The sequence below is a fragment of the Pseudoruminococcus massiliensis genome, assembly GCF_900291955.1.
Taxonomy (GTDB): domain Bacteria; phylum Bacillota; class Clostridia; order Oscillospirales; family Acutalibacteraceae; genus Pseudoruminococcus; species Pseudoruminococcus massiliensis.
This window is the reverse complement of the sequence record NZ_OLMR01000001.1, coordinates 331,521-349,910: the sequence shown is the minus strand read 5'-3', so window position 1 is coordinate 349,910 and position 18,390 is coordinate 331,521. Positions and strand designations below refer to the sequence as shown.

At 45.3% G+C, this 18,390-nt stretch carries 12 protein-coding genes; all 12 read left to right on the top strand.

Annotation, left to right across the window (positions count from 1 at the left end):
• Positions 1 to 22 precede the first annotated feature (22 nt).
• The 12 genes from C9914_RS01650 to C9914_RS01595 all read left to right on the top strand — a co-directional run bounded on the left by C9914_RS01650 (position 23) and on the right by C9914_RS01595 (position 18,352).
• Entirely contained in the window at positions 23 to 1,321 is a 1,299-nt protein-coding gene (locus C9914_RS01650) for an AbiJ-related protein (protein ID WP_106762924.1), read from the top strand.
• A 63-nt stretch (positions 1,322 to 1,384) separates the two neighbouring features.
• Positions 1,385 to 2,206, top strand: coding sequence for a hypothetical protein (locus C9914_RS01645; protein ID WP_106762923.1), 822 nt, complete (start codon positions 1,385 to 1,387; stop codon positions 2,204 to 2,206).
• 181 nt (positions 2,207 to 2,387) lie between these two features.
• On the top strand, positions 2,388 to 2,567 hold the full coding sequence (locus C9914_RS01640; protein ID WP_106762921.1) for a hypothetical protein: 180 nt from the start codon (positions 2,388 to 2,390) through the stop codon (positions 2,565 to 2,567).
• A 125-nt stretch (positions 2,568 to 2,692) separates the two neighbouring features.
• Positions 2,693 to 3,520, top strand: a complete 828-nt coding sequence (locus C9914_RS01635; RefSeq protein ID WP_106762919.1) for a ParA family protein — start codon at positions 2,693 to 2,695, stop codon at positions 3,518 to 3,520.
• A complete protein-coding gene (locus C9914_RS01630) occupies positions 3,474 to 4,421 on the top strand; it encodes a ParB/RepB/Spo0J family partition protein (protein ID WP_106762918.1) in 948 nt (315 codons plus the stop codon). The genes C9914_RS01635 and C9914_RS01630 overlap by 47 nt, the downstream gene beginning before the upstream one ends.
• Positions 4,422 to 4,610: 189 nt before the next feature.
• On the top strand, positions 4,611 to 8,753 hold the full coding sequence (locus tag C9914_RS01625; RefSeq protein ID WP_106762916.1) for a SpaA isopeptide-forming pilin-related protein: 4,143 nt from the start codon (positions 4,611 to 4,613) through the stop codon (positions 8,751 to 8,753).
• 145 nt (positions 8,754 to 8,898) lie between these two features.
• Positions 8,899 to 9,201, top strand: coding sequence for a hypothetical protein (locus C9914_RS01620; RefSeq protein ID WP_106762915.1), 303 nt, complete (start codon positions 8,899 to 8,901; stop codon positions 9,199 to 9,201).
• Complete coding sequence (locus tag C9914_RS01615; RefSeq protein WP_330377985.1) at positions 9,188 to 9,484, top strand: hypothetical protein; 297 nt, start codon at positions 9,188 to 9,190, stop codon at positions 9,482 to 9,484. The genes C9914_RS01620 and C9914_RS01615 overlap by 14 nt, the downstream gene beginning before the upstream one ends.
• Before the next feature lie 128 nt (positions 9,485 to 9,612).
• Positions 9,613 to 10,059, top strand: coding sequence for a hypothetical protein (locus tag C9914_RS12055; protein WP_456238919.1), 447 nt, complete (start codon positions 9,613 to 9,615; stop codon positions 10,057 to 10,059).
• A gap of 275 nt (positions 10,060 to 10,334) precedes the next feature.
• A complete protein-coding gene (locus tag C9914_RS01600; protein ID WP_006857236.1) occupies positions 10,335 to 10,541 on the top strand; it encodes a hypothetical protein in 207 nt (68 codons plus the stop codon).
• Positions 10,542 to 11,327: 786 nt separating this feature from the next.
• Positions 11,328 to 11,780 carry a TnpV protein gene (locus C9914_RS11695; protein ID WP_306373296.1) on the top strand — a complete coding sequence of 151 codons (453 nt, stop codon included), beginning with the start codon at positions 11,328 to 11,330 and terminating at the stop codon, positions 11,778 to 11,780.
• A gap of 59 nt (positions 11,781 to 11,839) precedes the next feature.
• Entirely contained in the window at positions 11,840 to 18,352 is a 6,513-nt protein-coding gene (locus tag C9914_RS01595) for an LPD25 domain-containing protein (RefSeq protein WP_306373295.1), read from the top strand.
• The last annotated feature ends 38 nt before the right edge of the window (positions 18,353 to 18,390 follow it).

The window sequence follows — 18,390 nt, the reverse complement described above, 5'->3', positions numbered from 1 at the left end:
CGTTTGAAGGGAGGAAAATGGAGTGAACCGTATTACAGAAATAACAAAGCGAGATATTTTAGATTTATTTCAGAATGGATTGGAGATAGACGAATTTTTTCAAACCCGAACCGTTACTTACAATTATTATGGTCGCCTTGAAGAAATAGATTTTCTTAAAAGATTATATGATTTAGAGAGAATGCCAAGTTTTGATTCAAGATTTGTAAATGCAGAACAGGATATTTGGCAACATACAGTGAATAATGATGATTATCCATACTGCTGGGTTTTTGAAGACAAAAGATTCAATTTACAAGATGGTAGCGATGAAGTATATTTAAAATTTCTTTGTGAAGTATTTCACCCTGCTGTTCGATATGATAAGGGATACTGGAAAGAATTTTTAGTGGCAATTAACAAGCTATTACAAAATGACGGTTATGAGATTTACCCTGCTGAGAAAATATCCAATCGTGATGTTTATGGATGGAGAATATATCAGCAAGAAGATAATACGTTGTTTATTCCATATTCTCAACGAAATGCAAAGGACATAAAAGCAAAAAAGATAGTATTGTCCATAAAGCGGAAAGCGAGAAATCAAATTTATCAGTTTCTGGAGCGATATAATATCGTATATCAAGCGACTGACGAAACGGGATGGAATTATAATACAACAGTAGCTGAGGATGTTTTCAATGAAATAAGGCAATTTTATGTGCCAAAGTGTTATAATGATAAAAAAGAATATGTTGAAACTGCTGATTTGCAAGCATTCATACTTTCTAATTCTCCATTTTGCGTGTTGGACGCAATAGAGTTTTTTGCGAAACATAGTATCTCAGATGACTTTGAACCACAGATTAATGCTATATTAAAACTGAATGAGATACCGTTTCAGCTTTCCAAGGGGAAGCTAATGAATACATTTGATACCCAGATAAATAAAAATTCATTAGTGGCTGTTCAAGAAGTAGGACTGAAAGAGTTATTACAAGAGGCTTCAAAATATTATGATGAAAACAATTTGCAAATTGCAGTGGAGAAACTTTGGGATGCATTTGAGAGACTAAAGACATATTACTGCTCATCGACTGTAGATAAGAAGAAATCAGTTAATAAGATCATAATGGATATGGGTAATAATCAACAGCCGTTTTTAGAATTATTTGAAAAGGAATTTCATGAGCTTACCATACTTGGCAATAATTTTAGAATTCGACACCATGAAACAACAAAAACGGATATTCAGGATAAAAGGCATTATGAGTATTTTTATAAGCGATGCTTATCCTTGATTTCAACAGCTATTCAGTATTTGGATGGACGAGGTTTATAACAGATACAGCTTTGCGTAATAAAGAAGTTAAATGAAAAAGGACAATAGTAGAGGTGGATTTTGATGAGTAATGAGCCAAATGGTTTCGCTAAATATTTAGTCATATTTGTAGATATTCTTGGAAGCCAAAATAGAGTTGATTTTCAAGAGACATATAAAATTAACAAAATTTTTCATGAAGAGCTTGAAAGAAACAAGCAAAATGATATGATGCACACGGTGTATTTTAGAAAAATATATACATTTTCTGATTGTGCTTATATTTTCTATGGCTTTAAAGACGGAATATCTGATGAACGTAAAGATGAGGGCGAACTATTTAAAGTGGCATTGTGTAATTGTGAGCCAATATTTTTACGATTCATTAAAGAAAGAATTCTTTTTAGAGGTGGAATATCTTATGGTGATGCTTATGTTGACCCTTCAAAAAGTATGTTTTTTGGAGATGCGGTGAATAAAGCGTATAAGATGGAGTCAGAAATAGCAATTCATCCTCGTATTGTTATAGATGATTATATTGCTGAAGCAGTTTTAGAAAATATATCATCAGTAAAATATAAAATAGTTGCAAAAAACCCTGAATATATATCTATTTTGGGGGCAGGACTGGTTCCTAAAATGCCAGGAACAGGTGAGGGAATCATTGAACAGGATATTGATGAAAAATATATTTATAATTATCTGCACTTTCCAGAGAATAATATAATCTTGCAGGATTACTATCTGTCTGGTGAAAGTTTTATAAAAGAGTTAATAGACTTTTGTTTTGAACAAATTGATAGAAATATGAATTATAAAATTATTGATAAGTATTTTTATCTTCAGAGATTTGCTCAGAATAAATTAGAAAATTTGCTAATGTCATCTGATTGTGATTTGCAATGAAAATGATTAAGTAATTATCCTCTTTGAACGCATCATCACATTTTTATGGATTGGTAATTATATTACCTAGTAGATGTGTATAATGTGATTTATTGTATCGTAAATCCAAGAAATGTGAAGTTATAGTTTTGACAGTCCTTTTTTACTATTATACAATGAAGCCAAAGAGGGGGTGCTATTTATGAGAGAACAGAAATATCATATATATTTGGATAGTCACGAAAGAAAACTTTTGATACATAGCCTTGTAGAGTTAAAAAATCAGCTCATTCAGCAAGGCAGATATACGGATTGTGTTGACGAGCTTATTTTTAAGGTCATAAATACACCGACCAAGAGAATGAAAATTGAATATGTCTAAGGCAAATTACAAAGCCGCTTATTCTTATTGATTTTAAGAGTAGGCGGCTTTTTTGCGTTCTCTGGTACTGTTTACATAGCCACCTTGACAAAGTGGCTAAATCTATGTGAAAGGAGGACGCATCTATGTCAAATTGCAAAGTGATTGCTCTGACTAACCAGAAAGGCGGTGTCGGAAAAACAACCACAGCAGTCAATCTGGGCGTAAGTCTGGTGCAACAGGGTAAAAAAGTCCTGCTGATTGACGCTGATGCACAGGCAAATCTCACGATGGTTCTGGGTTATAACAGACCAGACGATATTCCCATAACGCTCTCTACTGTGATGCAGAACATCATAGACGATAAAACGCTTGATGTTTCACAGGGTATTATCCACCACAGAGAGGGCATTGACCTGCTTCCGTCAAACATTGAGCTGTCGGGCTTTGAGGTAAGGCTAATCAATGCAATGAGCCGTGAGTGTGTGCTGAAAACCTATGTCAATGAGGTTAAAAAGAATTACGATTATGTGCTTATTGATTGTATGCCGAGTTTAGGGATGATAACCATCAATGCTCTGGCAGCGGCTGACAGCGTGATTATCCCTACACAGCCCCACTATCTCTCGGCTAAAGGTCTGGAGCTTTTGCTTCGCTCCGTATCAATGGTCAAGCGGCAAATCAACCCCAAGCTGCGGATAGACGGTATCTTAATGACTATGGTAATGCCCCGTACCAACATTTCTAAGGAAATTACGGCAACGGTCAAAAGTGCATATGGTCAGAAAATCAAGGTGTTTGATACCGAGATACCACATTCTATCCGTGCGGTGGAAGCTACCGCAGAAGGCAAAAGTATTTTTGCTTACGACAAAAGCGGCAAGGTTGCCGTAGCCTATGAGCAGTTAGGAAAGGAGGTGGCAGAGATTGGCGAGAAGCAGAGAAACCAAAATCGAGCTGACCGCATACGATGACCTTTTCCAAACGGACGAAAGCCGTGAGGAAGCAAAGCTCTCTAAGATAAGGGATATTCCCATATCGGAGATTGACGAGTTTCCAGACCACCCGTTCAAGGTTTTAATGGACGAGGATATGGAACAGCTTGTCGAGAGTATCAAGCGAAACGGTGTAATGACCCCTGCGACAGTTCGCTTAAAAGAGGACGGACGGTATGAGCTTATCAGCGGTCACAGGCGAAAAAAGGCTTGTGAACTTGCGGGGATTGAAACGCTGAAATGCGAGGTTAAAGAGCTTACCCGTGACGAAGCCATTATTGTGATGGTGGAAAGTAATCTCCAACGCTCCGTTATTCTACCAAGTGAAAAAGCCTTTGCGTATAAAATGCGGTTGGAAGCTATGAAACGACAGGCAGGCAGACCCGCAAAAGAAAATTATTCCCCAGTGGGTAATAATTCTGAGTTCGCTACTTCAAGTGATGAACTTGCCGAAAAAGTCGGTGAAAGCAAAAATCAAATCTTCCGCTATATCCGTCTAACGGAGCTTGTACCCGAAATCCTGCAAATGGTAGATGAAAGGCAGATTGCTTTTCGTCCTGCGGTTGAAATTTCCTATCTGACCGAGGAACAGCAATACACCCTGCTTGAAGCAATGGAGTACAACGATGCTACCCCGTCATTGGCACAGGCTATCAAAATGAAGAAGTATAACCAAGACGGTAAACTCACTTCCGAGGTTATCCAGTCCATTATGGAGGAAGAAAAGCCCAACCAGAAGGAAAAACCTGCTTTCCGTGACGAGAGGATAACCAAGCTCATTCCCAAGACTGTTCCTAGAGGGCAGGAAACGGATTTTGTTGTCAAAGCGTTGGAGTTTTATAACCGACACTTGCAGCGGAACAAGGCTCACGAGAGATAGCCACACACCGAGGGCGAGGTCTGCCTTTTTGAGTGGATAGCCATTATTTTGGCTTCCCCCTCTCCACACCTCACCCCCTAACTACTGCCAGTAACTATCCGAGAAAAGAAATACTTTAGGCTGTCCATAACGGGCAGCTTTTTTCGGTCAGTAAGGCAAAATATTCAATCCAAATTACAGGAGGTAACTATGAAAATCCCTAAATTGTTCAAAAAGGCTGCGGCTTTTGTAATGGCTGCGGTCACGGCATTATCCATAATGCCTGCGACGGCGTTTGCTGCGGGTGACATCGGGACGATTTCCTTTTCCCACACCTATGACAGCAACGGTAATACGATGAGGTACAATTCCAGTGCGAATATCGGCGGCTATACCGCAGGCGGAACAGGAAATTACAAGTACCGTATGTTTGTGGATGGCGAGAATGCGTTTTGTATTCAGCCGGGAGTACCGCTGAAAACAGGAAACACCTTAAAAAAGGCTTCCTCTGATACTTGGAACGCCCTTTCAGCCAACCAGAAAAAGGCGGTTGGGCTTGCCCTGCTCTATGGGTATCAGGGCAACCGAAATAATCTGTCAGGAAGTGATGATGAAAAATGGCTTGCCACGCAGACACTCGTTTGGGAGTTTGTCACAGGCTGCCGTGAAGCCACAGGCTCATATAACCAGACAAGCACTACCGTTTACAGCCTGCACTTCGGTTCAAATTATGCCAACAGCGGAGCAAGGGCAGTGTATGACCAGATTGTTGCAATGCTGCGTGAGCATAACACCATTCCGAGCTTTATGTCGGGCGGTAAGAATGACATCACAAAGGAGCTTGCCTACAAGGACGGAAAGTATAGCATCACATTGACAGACAGCAACGGCATCCTTTCTGATTACAGCTTTTCAAGCTCTGACAGCAATGTGAGTGTATCGAAGTCTGGAAATAAGCTGACAATCAGCTCCACCGTAGCTATCAGCGGTTCTGTCCGCATTACGGCAAAGAGGAACAATGTGCCGACGGTCAGCAGCAGTGCAAAGCTCATTGCCTATGGCGACCCGAACTTGCAGGACTTGGTAACAGGTGTGGAGAATGCTGATACCGTGTCTGCATATATCAATATCGAAACGCCGACAGGCACGATTGCCCTCAAAAAGACTTCGGAGGACGGAGTTGTGGAGGGCATCTCTTTTACAATCAAAGGTGATAACTTCGATAAGACAGTTAAGACAGGAAAGGACGGCTCTGTCTCCGTGGAGGGATTATTCCCTGGCACTTATACCGTCACAGAACAGTCCATTGACCGTTATGAGCCGCAGAAAACCCAGACCGTGACCCTTATTGGAGGAAAAACCTCTACTGTGACCTTCAGCAATACTTTGAAGCGTGGCAGTCTGGAAATCGTCAAGACTTCCGAGGACAATCTGGTGGAGGGAATGAAATTCCACCTTTACGGCACATCTTTAAGCGGCTTGCCTGTTGACGAGTATGCCGTGACTGATAAAAACGGTCTGGCAAAGTTTGAAAATGTCCTTATCAGCGGCGATACCCCGTATGTGGTTGAGGAAGTGGATACCGCAGTCCGCTATGTTGTTCCTGCTTCCCAGACAGCTCCGATTGAATGGAACAAGGTCACAAAACGCAGCTTCGATAATGTATTGAAGAAATTCCAAGTGACTGTGACAAAGACCGATGCAGAAACAGGTTCTCCGCAGGGCAATGCTTCCCTTGCAGGTGCGGTTTACGGCATCTATAAAGGTGAGGAACTGATTGACACCTACACGACTGATGAAAACGGTCAGTTTACGACCAAGTATTATATCTGTGATAATGATTGGACTGTCCGTGAAATCAGCCCGTCCGAGGGGTATCTTCTGGATACCGCAATACACAAGGTAGGTGCAGAACCAGAGCTATACACGGTAGAGCTGAACAGTACCGCAAACGATGTGAATGAACAGGTCATCAAAGGCAATATCGCACTCATCAAGCATACGGATAACGGGGAAACCCAGATTGAAACACCCGAAGAAGGTGCGGTATTTGAAGTGTTCCTCAAATCCGCAGGCAGCTATGAAAATGCAAAGGAAACCGAGCGTGATGTGCTGACATGTGACGAGAACGGTTTTGCCCAGACAAAGGATATGCCGTATGGCATTTATACCGTCCGCCAGACCTCTGGTTGGGAGGGGCGTGAACTGATGAAAGACTTTGATGTGTTTATCAGCAAGGACGGTCAGACCTACCGCTACCTTATCAACAACGCTAACTTTGAGAGCTATATCAAAATTGTAAAGAAAGATGCAGAAACAGGCAATACAATCCCGTATGCAGGTGCAGGCTTCCAGATTTACGACCCGAATGGAAATCTTGTGACTATGACTTTCACTTATCCCGAAGTGACGACCATTGACACCTTCTATACTACGGCAGACGGCGACCTTATCACACCGCAGACATTGGAATACGGCAAAGGCTATTCCCTTGTGGAAGTACAAGCCCCGTATGGGTATGTCTTAAATTCCGAGCCTGTTTATTTTGATGTGGTGCAGGAAAACTCTGAGGAAGAAAGCGGCATTACCGTTATTGAGGTAGTACGTTCCAATATGGCACAGAAAGGCACAATTACTGTAGAAAAGTCTGGCGAGGTATTCAGCTCCGTGGCAGGCGATAAGGGGTTGTATCAGCCGATTTTCTCTGTCAGCGGTCTTGAGGGTGCAGTCTATGAGATTACCGCAGCCGAGGATATTGTCACTCTGGACGGAACGGTCAGAGCAAACAAGGGAGAGGTTGTGGATACCGTTACGACAGGAAAGGACGGTACAGCAAAATCCAAAGAACTGTATCTCGGAAAATATGAGGTTAAGGAAATCACAGCTCCGTATGGAATGGTGCTGAATGAGGAAGTCCATTCTGTTGAGCTTGTGTATGCAGGACAGAATGTTGATGTAACGGAAACGGCTACTTCTTTCTATAATGAAAGACAGCGTGTTGAAATCGACCTCATCAAGAGCCTTGCCATTGATGATGCCTACGGCATTGGCAAGAACGGGGAAATTTTTGATGTGACCTTTGGATTGTATGCGGCAGAGGAACTCACAGCCGCAGACGGAAAGACCATTCCTGTGGACGGTCTGATTGAGGTCATTTCCCTTGATGAAAGCGGTCACGGGAAAGCAATCAGCGACCTGCCGATGGGCAGCTATTATGTGCAGGAAATCTCGACCAATTCCGCATATATTGTCAGTGATGCAAAATACCCTGTTATTTTTGAATACGCAGGACAGGATACCGAAACTGTCCGCATCACAGCCAATGAGGGCGAAGCTATCACAAATGACATTATTTACGGCTCTGTAAGCGGTAAGAAATCTGATGAGGACGGAAAGGCTCTGGGAGGTGCAGTTATCGGTATCTTTACGACAGGAACTACCGAGTTTACAAAGGAAAATGCGATTGCAGCTACCACATCAAAAGATGATGGTAGTTTTTCTTTTGCCAAAGTACCGTATGGAACTTGGATAATCCGTGAAATCGAAAGCCCGAAGGGATATGTACTCTCCGAGGAAGAAATCGCCGTGACTATCGGCAAGGTGGACGAAGTTGTGGAAATCGAACTTGTCAACTACTTCATTAAGGGCAATATCGTTTTGACAAAGGTTGATGAGGATTATCCCGACAACAAGCTGTCTGGTGCGGTATTTGAGGTTTACTCCGATACCAATGGCGATGGGAAACTGGATAAAGACGATACGTTGCTTGGCGAAATGAAAGAACTTGACGGCGGCGTTTACCAGATGAGTGAACTCCGCTACGGCAAATATCTGGTAAAGGAAACCAAAGCTCCGACAGGCTTTGTGCTTGATGAAAATGTGTATTCCGTATCCGTTGAGGAGAACGGCAAGACCTACACCGTGGAAAATAAGGCGGGTGTAGGATTTATCAATGCAGCACAGAAAGGCTCTCTTAAAATCGTAAAGACTTCCTCTGACGGTAAGGTGGAGGGCTTCTCTTTCCGTGTGACAGGCGTGGACTATGACCAGACCTTTAAGACAGATAAGAACGGAGAAATCGTGATTGAGGGCTTGCGGATTGGTGACTATACCGTATCCGAAGTAAGCGACAAGGCTTCCGCAGGATATATCCTGCCTGCCGATAAACAGGCAACGGTCAAGGTGGACGCTACGGCTATCGTGCAGATGCACAATGAGTTCAGGGATACCCCGAAAACAGGCGATGACTTCAATCTGGGCTTATGGGTAAGCCTTGCAGCTCTGTCTGTTGTCGGTGCAGGCGTTCTCGGATTTGTCGGCTATAAGAACAGAAAGAAGAAAAAGGAGGACTAATTGATGGACGCTAAAACCATTATCGCAATCGTGCTTGTCGTGTTCATTGTGGGTGCGGCGGTATGGCTGAATATCCGTAACAGAAAGAATAAGTAAGTGGTTTGGGCGGCTGAAAGATGCCGCCCTTTCCTTTATGGAGGTAACAATGAAAAACCTTAAAACCATTGAAAAGAAAGTCAGGGCTGTTCTGGAAAAGAATGAAGATGCCAGAAATGACGATATGGTGCTATATCTTGCACTTTGTAATGCCTGTCTGAAGGATGCAGGGGCAATGCCGCTTGCAGAGATAATGACGCAGCACAAATATCTCGGTCTGCCGAGCTTTGAGAGCGTCAGCAGGACACGCCGCAAGCTGCAGGCACGGTATCCAGAGCTTGCAGGGAGCCGCCCTGTTCAAAAAATGAGAGCCACGGGCGAAAAAGCCTATCGGCGTTATGCCAAAGAATAGAGAGGTGCTTATGGACGAAGAAAAACGCTCCAATCAGAACTATGAAATCATTGAGAGCTGTACTATCGGGAGTACAGAGCTTGTCATCGGTCACAATCCCAACGCACCCAACCCTTATGTGTGTTGGTACTGCAAGGGCGGCTCAAATTATTTCTGGGGTTATTACACGAATGAGCTTGATGATGCACGGCAAAAGCTGAATGAACGATACCAGTCAGAGTGCCGTATGCCCTATAATCAGCCTGCCCAGAAGCAGAAAAACGGTGATGACCGTGAGCGATAAAATAAAATATGACTGCACGACCTGTCCTTATCCCCGATATAAGGATGGGTCAGTTATTTTCTGCGATGTCTGTATCCGCAAGATTTTAGACGAGCAGAAAGAGAAAAAGGAAAGAAAGGAGCAGCCGAATGAGTAATGAAATAAAGACAAGACCTTTAACCCCGACAGAACAGAAATACACCTATGCCCAGAGCATGCAGCTTGAGGGGCAGACAGGCACTATCGGGCATCTGCGTGGTGACTTTGCCACAACGGGCTATGGCTTTTACACCACTTGGTTTGATACCAGACCCCAATGGAAATCTGACGAATTTAAGGCAGACCTTGATACGGTCATCAATGCTTTACGGGAGGATAAAGGGCTTTTGCATAACCGCTATGATATGAGTGCGTTTGCAAGGCATTTTCCAGAAAGTGCGATAAAGGGCAACTATTGTACTGAGTACGGTTTCCGTGTAGATACGGAGAAACACGCTTTTCTGCTTCGGTGCAATCCCACCAAAGGCGACTATAATTTTTACTGCTATTGTTATGTGAAGGAATGGCTTGATAAGCATATCCAGAAAGCGGAATGAGGTATCCGCTTTATTGACCCTCAATATAAAGAACTGTTCCGTATCCCAGACGGCGGAAAGGTCATTGTCACGACCTCTTGGGGAGAGAAACGGGAGTATCCCTGCCGCTTTATTGATGAATACCATACCGAAGTCGGCAGCAATCTGTACCACATCTGCGAGTTTGCCGAGCGTATGCAGAAAAACGGGGCGACCTATGAGCCGAAATCTGCGGAACAAACGCCGCAGAAAACACCGAAGCACAAGGATTTAGAACGATAAGGAGGATTTAGAATATGGCTGTTAATCAGAAAGCCGTCAAGGTCTTGAATAAGGTCTTGGAAGCAGGCTTTACCGATGAAAAAGCGATTGCCGCTATGACTATGGACGATATTCTTTCTATGCAGGGCATCACGGTTGCGGATATTACTCTCATCAATGACCTGCAAAAGAGCATTAAATCGAACAAGGTCATTTCTTTTCTTGGCGGTGGTGCGGAGTGAGCAAACAGGAATATTTGAAACAAAAACGATAAGGAGGTGTAGGTTGAATGGCTGCGAAGTATCAGCTAATCACAGAGCTGTATCGGCGTACAGGCGTTGCGGTTGCAAAAAATCCGCAGGCGTGGCAGGGCTTTCTGTCCTCTGCCTGCCGCAACTATAAATGCCGTTTTGACGAACAGCTTTTAATATACGCCCAACGCCCCGATGCTGTCGCCGTTGCGAAGCTCGAAACTTGGAACAGGCAGTTCAAGCGTTGGGTCAATAAGGACAGCAAGGGTATTGCCGTATTTGACCCGAAAGGTCGCAGGAATACGCTGAAATACTATTTTGATGTGTCCGACACCCACGAGGGCTATTATGGCAGCCGCCCTGTTCCAATATGGCAGATGGATGAGCGATACGAGCAGGCTGTTATGGAAAGACTCTCGGACAGGTTTGGAGATGTGGAAAGCACTGACCTTGCTTCAGCCTTAATGGAAACGGCAAAGAACGCCGTGGAGGACAATCTGCAAGACTATTTTTCTCAGTTAAAGGACTGCACGAAAGACAGCTTTTTGGAAGAACTGGATGACTTTAATATAGAAGTCATTTACAGGCGGCTGGCAGCAAACAGCGTTGCTTTTATGCTGATCAGCCGCTGCGGTCTGGATACGAATGAGTTTTTTGACCGTGATGATGTTGCGGATATTGTAAATTTCAATACCCCTGCAACGATAAACGCCATCGGCATTGCCACGAGCGATATTGCGGAAATGGCGTTACGGGAAATCTCACAGTCTATCCGAAATGTGCAAATGGCGGAAAAAGACCAGAATCGCACCTTTGCACAAAGAACGCAGGCTCAGTATGATAAAGACAGACAACAACCCGAAAGGAGCGAATACAATGAGCGAAATCACTTACAGCAGACAGGGGGATTATCTTATTCCCGACCTAACATTACCGACAGAGCCAGAGCTTCCGCTTGGCAGGTACGCTTTGATGCACAGGGATTATCTGGAGAAGCACAAGCGAGTGACCTATCTCAATCTGCTGACATCGGGCAGGCTGAACGGGCATCTGCACGAGGTAGAGCAGACAGCACTCCAGAGGTTGGAGCTTCTGACGAAGCAGCTCTCAGCCGAGCAGGGCGTGACAGAGGAACTGAAAGAGAAAGCACCGATGCAGTGGGTCGGAATGATGAACAACATCCGCAGTCAAGCGGAGGAAGTGATACTGACCGAACTGATTTACAAGTAAGCGTTGCCAAAGAGGATGAGGTTAGGGTCAATCTTCCAACCGTAGATGAACAAATCGAAATGATAGCCGAAGCAGAGGACGAAAATGCCTCTGCTTTTACTATTTCCAAAGAAGATATTGACTCCGTGCTTCAGAAAGGCAGTGGCGTTGCGGACGGAAAATACCGTATCTACCGCCAATTCCAAAAGGGCGAGGACAGACAGAAAAATATTGAGTTCCTTAAAAATGAGTATGGAACGGGCGGCGGTACGCACATCTTCCCCGATGGTTTCAGCGGTCATTCTTGGCATGACAGCAAAGGTCTTGCCATTGACCGAAACGGCACTTATACCAATCACGACCTTGTGTTGAAATGGTCACAGGTTGAAAAGCGTCTGCGTGAGATGATTAAGGATAACCGCTATCTCAATCCGAAAGAAAAAGACCATTATGCCGATTATCTGGAGAGCATGTCAGCTCCCCAATATGAGATTGACACCCAGAGGAAAATAGCAAGGCAGCGTTTTATTGACGCCCACCGTGACCTGCCGCCTGCCGACAAACGGGATACCCTTGCTTTGCGGCTATCTGACTTTATCCGTGACTTGGACAGGTACGAAAAAGACCTGTTATCTGTTGTGGAACGAAGCGACCTTGCAGATGTTACCGCCGAGCAAATGGAACAGCATCTGTCCGACCCCTCAACCGTTCAACAGCTCATAGACTTTCTTGCACAGGTACAATGGAAAACGACCTCAGTTTTCAGCCGCAGTAATGGGTGGAAGTTTACCGAGGAATTAAGGGAGCTGCCCCCATTTTGCTACCTCTACAATGAGGGCGATGTGGTGTATATCGGTGCGGATAAATATGAGATTGCAACACTTACTGAGGAAAAGGTCTACCTGCAAAATGCCGAGTTCCCTATCTTGGGGCAGGAATACAGCCGAGCTGACTTTGAAGAAAAGCTAACGGAAAATCCTGCAAACGACCATCTGAAGGTGGTCGTAACCGAGAAACAGAGGACAGAAGCACCGTCCGAGGAAAAGCAGGACGGAATACAGTTTTCTATCGGTTTTTCCGAACACCCTGCCTTTTATGACAGACAGCTTAATGACCGCTATACGGATTTGAGCTTTGCTCTGGGTAATAAGCTGCTTGGTATTTTGGACGAGAAACAGCACCGTGAGCGTGAGGGCGATAAAAATATCGGGTGGTATCACAAGACAGATTTTGTTATCAAGGCTGTTATCGGCGGCGAGAAATTTAACTATGAAGGGCGGTTTGATATTGGCGATGGTGAGGGCGATTTAATTGCCCACATTAAGAATTTTTACGATTATGCCTTATCGCCAAAGGGCGAACAGCTATATGGAGATGACCGAGAAAGCCTGCTCCGTGGCAGAGATGAGTTTATCCCATTTTTGGAACAGCACACCGAGCTGACCCAAGAGGACGAGAAGTTCCTTGATGAGATTATGGCTACCGAAAGTGATTGGTACAGGACAGCCGAGGAAGCCGAAGAAAAACCACAGGTGTATGCCGATAAACTGAATGGCTCAGAAGCTCCTGCCATTGAAACGGAGCAATCCACAGACGACCTCATAGGCAGGGAAATCATCATAGACAACCGTAAATATCTTATTGAGAGCATCGGGAAAATCAGCGGCGATGTGTCCCTGCGTGACATCACATTCCAGAACAATGTGGGTTTTCCGATAAACCGAGTGGAGAAAATCGAATATATCCAAAAGCTATTGGAACAGGAAAAAACCGAATTACCACCCGAAGAAAAAACGGAAGCTCCTGCCACAGACCGTCATAATTTCCGTATTACCGATGATGCCATCGGTATCGGCGGAGCAAAAGAAAAGTTCCGTAACAATATGGTGGCAATCAACCTGCTGCACGAGCTTGAAATCGAAAACCGCCTTGCCACACCTGAAGAACAGGAAGTCCTATCTCGGTATGTTGGTTGGGGCGGTCTTTCTATGGCATTTGATGAACACAATGCGGCGTGGGCGGGGGAGTTTAAGGAGCTATATGCCAGCCTTTCCCCAGAGGAATACCGTGCCGCTATGGAGTCAACGCTGACCGCTTTTTATACGCCGCCTGTTGTTATCAGGGCGATGTATGGCGCACTTGACCGCCTGGGCTTTTCACAGGGCAATATCTTGGAGCCGTCCTGCGGTACAGGCAATTTCTTTGGTCTGCTTCCCGAAAGTATGCAAAACAGCAAGCTTCACGGTGTGGAAATCGACTCTCTCACAGGCAGGATTGCAAAGCAGCTCTACCAAAAAGCGAACATTGCCATTGAGGGTTTTGAGAAAACGAATCTCCCAGACGACCATTTTGATGTAGTCCTCGGCAATGTGCCGTTTGGGGAGATAAGGGTCAATGACAGCCGATACAACGCCCAGAAATTTCTCATACACGACTACTTTTTTGCAAAGGCTCTGGATAAAGTCCGTGCCGGCGGCGTTGTGATGTTCATTACCTCAAAGGGTACGATGGATAAAGCAGGTCCAGAGGTACGCAAGTATATCGCCCAGAGAGCCGAGCTTTTAGGTGCTATCCGTCTGCCTGACAACACCTTTAAGGCAAACGCAGGCACGGAGGTCACGAGCGATATTCTTATCCTGCAAAAGCGTGAGCGAGTGATGGATATAGAGCCAGACTGGGTACACCTTGATACGGACGAAAACGGTGTTACGATGAACAGATATTTTGTCGAACACCCCGAAATGGTGTTGGGCGAAATAAAGATGGAAAGCACACGCTTTGGTACTTTTGAGCCTGTTTGTAAAGCCTGTAAGGATATACCACTTTCCGAGTTTCTGTCCAATGCAGTTCAGAGGATAAACGGCGAAATCCCAGAGCTTGATAATGGGGTTGATGAAATCTCTGATGAGCAGGAGCTTTCCGTTCCTGCTGACCCGAATGTGCGTAACTTCTCTTTTACTCTGGTGGACGGCAGGGTTTACTTCCGAGAGAATGACCGTATGCAACCTGCTTCTGTGTCGATGACCGCAGAAAACCGTATCAAAGGGCTTATCCAAATCCGTGACTGTGTGCGTAAGCTCATTGAGTATCAGACCGAGGATTACCCAGAGGAAATGATACGCACCGAGCAGGAAAACCTCAACCGTCTGTATGATGTTTATACCGCAAAATACGGTCTAATCAACAGCCGAGGAAACTATCTTGCTTTTGCTTCAGACGAGAGCTACTTCCTTTTATGTTCTCTGGAGGTGCTTGATGATGAGGGCAACTTCAAACGGAAGGCAGATATGTTCACGAAGCGGACTATCAAGCCCCACCGTGAGATTACCTCTGTTGAAACCGCAAGCGAAGCCCTCGCCCTCTCTATCGGAGAGAAAGCCCGTGTTGATTTGCCTTATATGGAGCAGCTCACAGGCAAAACGCAGGCTGAGCTTGTGCAGGATTTACAAGGTGTTATCTTCAAAGTACCGAACTGTGAGCCTGTTTCCTATGTAGCCTCAGACGAGTATCTGTCGGGAAATGTCCGAAACAAGCTGACGGTTGCGGAGCTTGCTGCCAAGAATGACCCAGAGCTTGCAGTTAATGTGGAAGCCTTGAAGAAGGTCATTCCCAAAGACCTATCGGCGGCGGAAATCTCTGTCCGTCTGGGTGCGACTTGGATACCGCAGGAAGATATACAGCGGTTTGTGATGGAGCTTTTAACTCCGTCAAGTTATGCCGCAGGAAGATTAAAGGTACGATACACCCCGATAAACGGTGACTGGTTCATAGAGAATAAAAGCTCCGATATGGGGAATATAAAGGCAGACAGCACCTATGGTACGAAAAGGGCTTCCGCCTATCGTATTATTGAGGACACCTTAAACCTGCGTGACACCCGTATCTTTGATTATGTGTATGACGAACACGGCAATAAAAAAGCGGTGTTCAATGCAAAGGAAACCACGGCGGCACAGGCGAAGCAGGAAGTCATCAAGCAGGCGTTTCAGGATTGGTTATGGAAAGACCCAGAACGGCGAAACCGCCTTGTCCGTTATTACAACGACACTTTTAACTCTGTGCGACCCCGTGAGTATGACGGAAGCCATATCACTTTTGGAGGTATCAGTCCAGAAATCACACTAAGACCCCATCAAGTCAACGCTATCGCCCATATCCTTTATGGCGGCAATACGCTTCTTGCCCATAAGGTTGGAGCAGGAAAAACCTTTGAAATGGTAGCCGCCGCACAGGAAAGCAAACGGCTCGGTTTATGCCAGAAATCTATGTTTGTTGTGCCGAATCATCTTGTCGGTCAGTGGGCTTCCGAGTATCTGCGGCTCTATCCGAGTGCAAATATCCTTGTTACAACAAAGCAGGATTTTGAAACAGGAAACCGCAAAAAGTTCTGCGGCAGGATTGCCACAGGCGACTATGACGCAGTCATTATCGGGCATTCGCAGTTTGAAAAAATCCCGATGAGCATAGAACGCCAGAGGGAGCAGTTGGAAAAGCAACTTGATGATATTGAGCGTGGCATTGACGATGTGCAGGCTTCCAAAGGCGAGCAGTTCACGGTCAAACAGCTAATGAAAACCCGAAAGGCAATCAAGACGAAGCTCGAAAAGCTTAACGACACCAAGCGTAAGGATACGGTCATCGACTTTGAACAGCTCGGCGTTGACAGGCTTTTCATTGATGAGAGCCATTTTTATAAGAATTTGTACCTCTACACCAAGATGCGAAATGTAGGCGGTATCGCCCAGACCGAAGCTCAGAAATCAAGCGACCTCTTTATGAAATGCCGCTATCTGGATGAAATCACGGGCAACCGTGGCACGGTTTTCGCAACGGGTACGCCTGTTAGCAATTCAATGGTTGAGCTGTACTCCGTTCAGAGGTACTTGCAGTATGATACCCTTGCACAGAACGGTTTGCAGCATTTTGATAGTTGGGCTTCTACCTTTGGAGAAACGGTTACAGCTCTGGAATTAGCACCCGAAGGCACGAATTACCGAGCTAAGACGAGGTTTGCCAAGTTCTATAACCTGCCAGAGCTGATGCAGATGTTCCGTGAGGTGGCGGATATACAGACCGCCGATATGCTAAAGCTCCCTGTGCCAACGGTCAATTACCACAATATTAAGACCAAGCCGAGCGAGATACAGACCGAGATGGTAGCTTCCCTTGCGAAGCGGGCTGAGAAAGTCAGGGCAAGGCTTGTCGAGCCGAACATCGACAATATGCTCAAGATAACCAATGACGGGCGGAAACTGGCTCTTGACCAGAGGATAATTGACCCGATGCTGCCAGATGACCCAGACAGTAAAGTCAATGCCTGCGTGGATAATGTGTACCGCATCTGGGAGGAACACGCCGATACCAAAGCGACACAGCTTGTGTTCTGCGACCTGTCAACCCCGAAAAATGACGGCACTTTCAATGTCTACGACGATATGAGGGAGAAACTGATAGCCCGTGGTATCCCTGCGGAGCAGATACGATTTATCCACGAAGCGAACACCGATGCACAGAAAAAAGAGTTGTTCGGCAAGGTCAGAAGCGGCGAAGTCCGTGTGCTGTTCGGCTCTACTCCTAAGATGGGAGCAGGTACGAATGTGCAGGACAGGCTCATAGCAATCCATAACCTTGACTGTCCGTGGCGTCCTTCCGACCTTGAACAAAGGCAGGGGCGTATTGAACGGCAGGGAAATATGTTCCCAGAGGTGGAGGTTTACCGCTATGTGACCGAGCAAACTTTTGATGCCTACCTCTATCAGTTGGTGGAGAGCAAGCAGAAATTTATCAGCCAGATAATGACGAGCAAAAGCCCTGTACGCTCTGCCGAAGATGTGGACGAGGTTGCCCTGTCCTTTGCGGAGGTTAAAATGCTTGCCACAGGCGATGCCCGTTTTAAGGAAAAGATGGATTTGGATATACAGGTTTCCAAGCTCCGAGTGTTAAAGCAGAGTTATCTTTCCGAACATTACGACCTTGAGGACAGGGTGCTGAAATACTATCCCCAGACCATTAAGGAGTATGAGGAACGCATTGCAGGCTATGAAAATGATGTAGCTCTTGCCGAGCAGCACAAGCCGCAGGGCGAGGATAAGTTCTGCCCGATGACCCTAAAAGGCGTGACCTACACCGAAAAGGCAGACGCAGGCGAAATGCTTCTTGCAATCTGCAAGGATTATCCGATGTCTGCACCTACCGAAATCGGCAGCTATCGAGGTTTCCGAATGGAGATTTATTATGATACCGTCAACGCCCATTACTGTATGAACCTCTGCGGAAAGGCAAAGCATAAGGTGGATTTAGGCTCTGATGCTCTCGGAAATCTGACCCGAATTGAGAACGAGCTGTCAAAGCTCCTCGCCAGACTGGAAGCTGCCAAGACCAAAAAGGCGGAAACTATCGCACAGCTTGAAATCGCAAAGGAGGAAATCAAGAAGCCTTTTGCCTTTGAAGATGAGCTGAAAGAAAAAACAGAACGGCTGAACACTCTTAACATTGAGCTGAATCTGAATGAAAAAGATACTTCCGTTATGGATACCGAGCCAGAGCAGACAGAAGAACAGCCCGAAAGAAAATGTGCAAGTCGGGAGAGATAATGCGGTTTGCATATTTGTATTGCTGATTTCTGGGAAGT

What these genes read in the sequence shown, in the direction of transcription:
- C9914_RS01645 (WP_106762923.1), top strand. Translation starts at nt 1,385, where the DNA reads ATGAGTAATGAGCCAAATGGTTTCGCTAAATATTTAGTCATATTTGTA.
- C9914_RS01640 (WP_106762921.1), top strand. Translation starts at nt 2,388, where the DNA reads ATGAGAGAACAGAAATATCATATATATTTGGATAGTCACGAAAGAAAA.
- C9914_RS01635 (WP_106762919.1), top strand. Translation starts at nt 2,693, where the DNA reads ATGTCAAATTGCAAAGTGATTGCTCTGACTAACCAGAAAGGCGGTGTC.
- C9914_RS01625 (WP_106762916.1), top strand. Translation starts at nt 4,611, where the DNA reads ATGAAAATCCCTAAATTGTTCAAAAAGGCTGCGGCTTTTGTAATGGCT.
- C9914_RS01620 (WP_106762915.1), top strand. Translation starts at nt 8,899, where the DNA reads ATGAAAAACCTTAAAACCATTGAAAAGAAAGTCAGGGCTGTTCTGGAA.
- C9914_RS01615 (WP_330377985.1), top strand. Translation starts at nt 9,188, where the DNA reads ATGCCAAAGAATAGAGAGGTGCTTATGGACGAAGAAAAACGCTCCAAT.
- C9914_RS12055 (WP_456238919.1), top strand. Translation starts at nt 9,613, where the DNA reads ATGAGTAATGAAATAAAGACAAGACCTTTAACCCCGACAGAACAGAAA.
- C9914_RS01600 (WP_006857236.1), top strand. Translation starts at nt 10,335, where the DNA reads ATGGCTGTTAATCAGAAAGCCGTCAAGGTCTTGAATAAGGTCTTGGAA.
- C9914_RS11695 (WP_306373296.1), top strand. Translation starts at nt 11,328, where the DNA reads ATGTGCAAATGGCGGAAAAAGACCAGAATCGCACCTTTGCACAAAGAA.
- C9914_RS01595 (WP_306373295.1), top strand. Translation starts at nt 11,840, where the DNA reads ATGATAGCCGAAGCAGAGGACGAAAATGCCTCTGCTTTTACTATTTCC.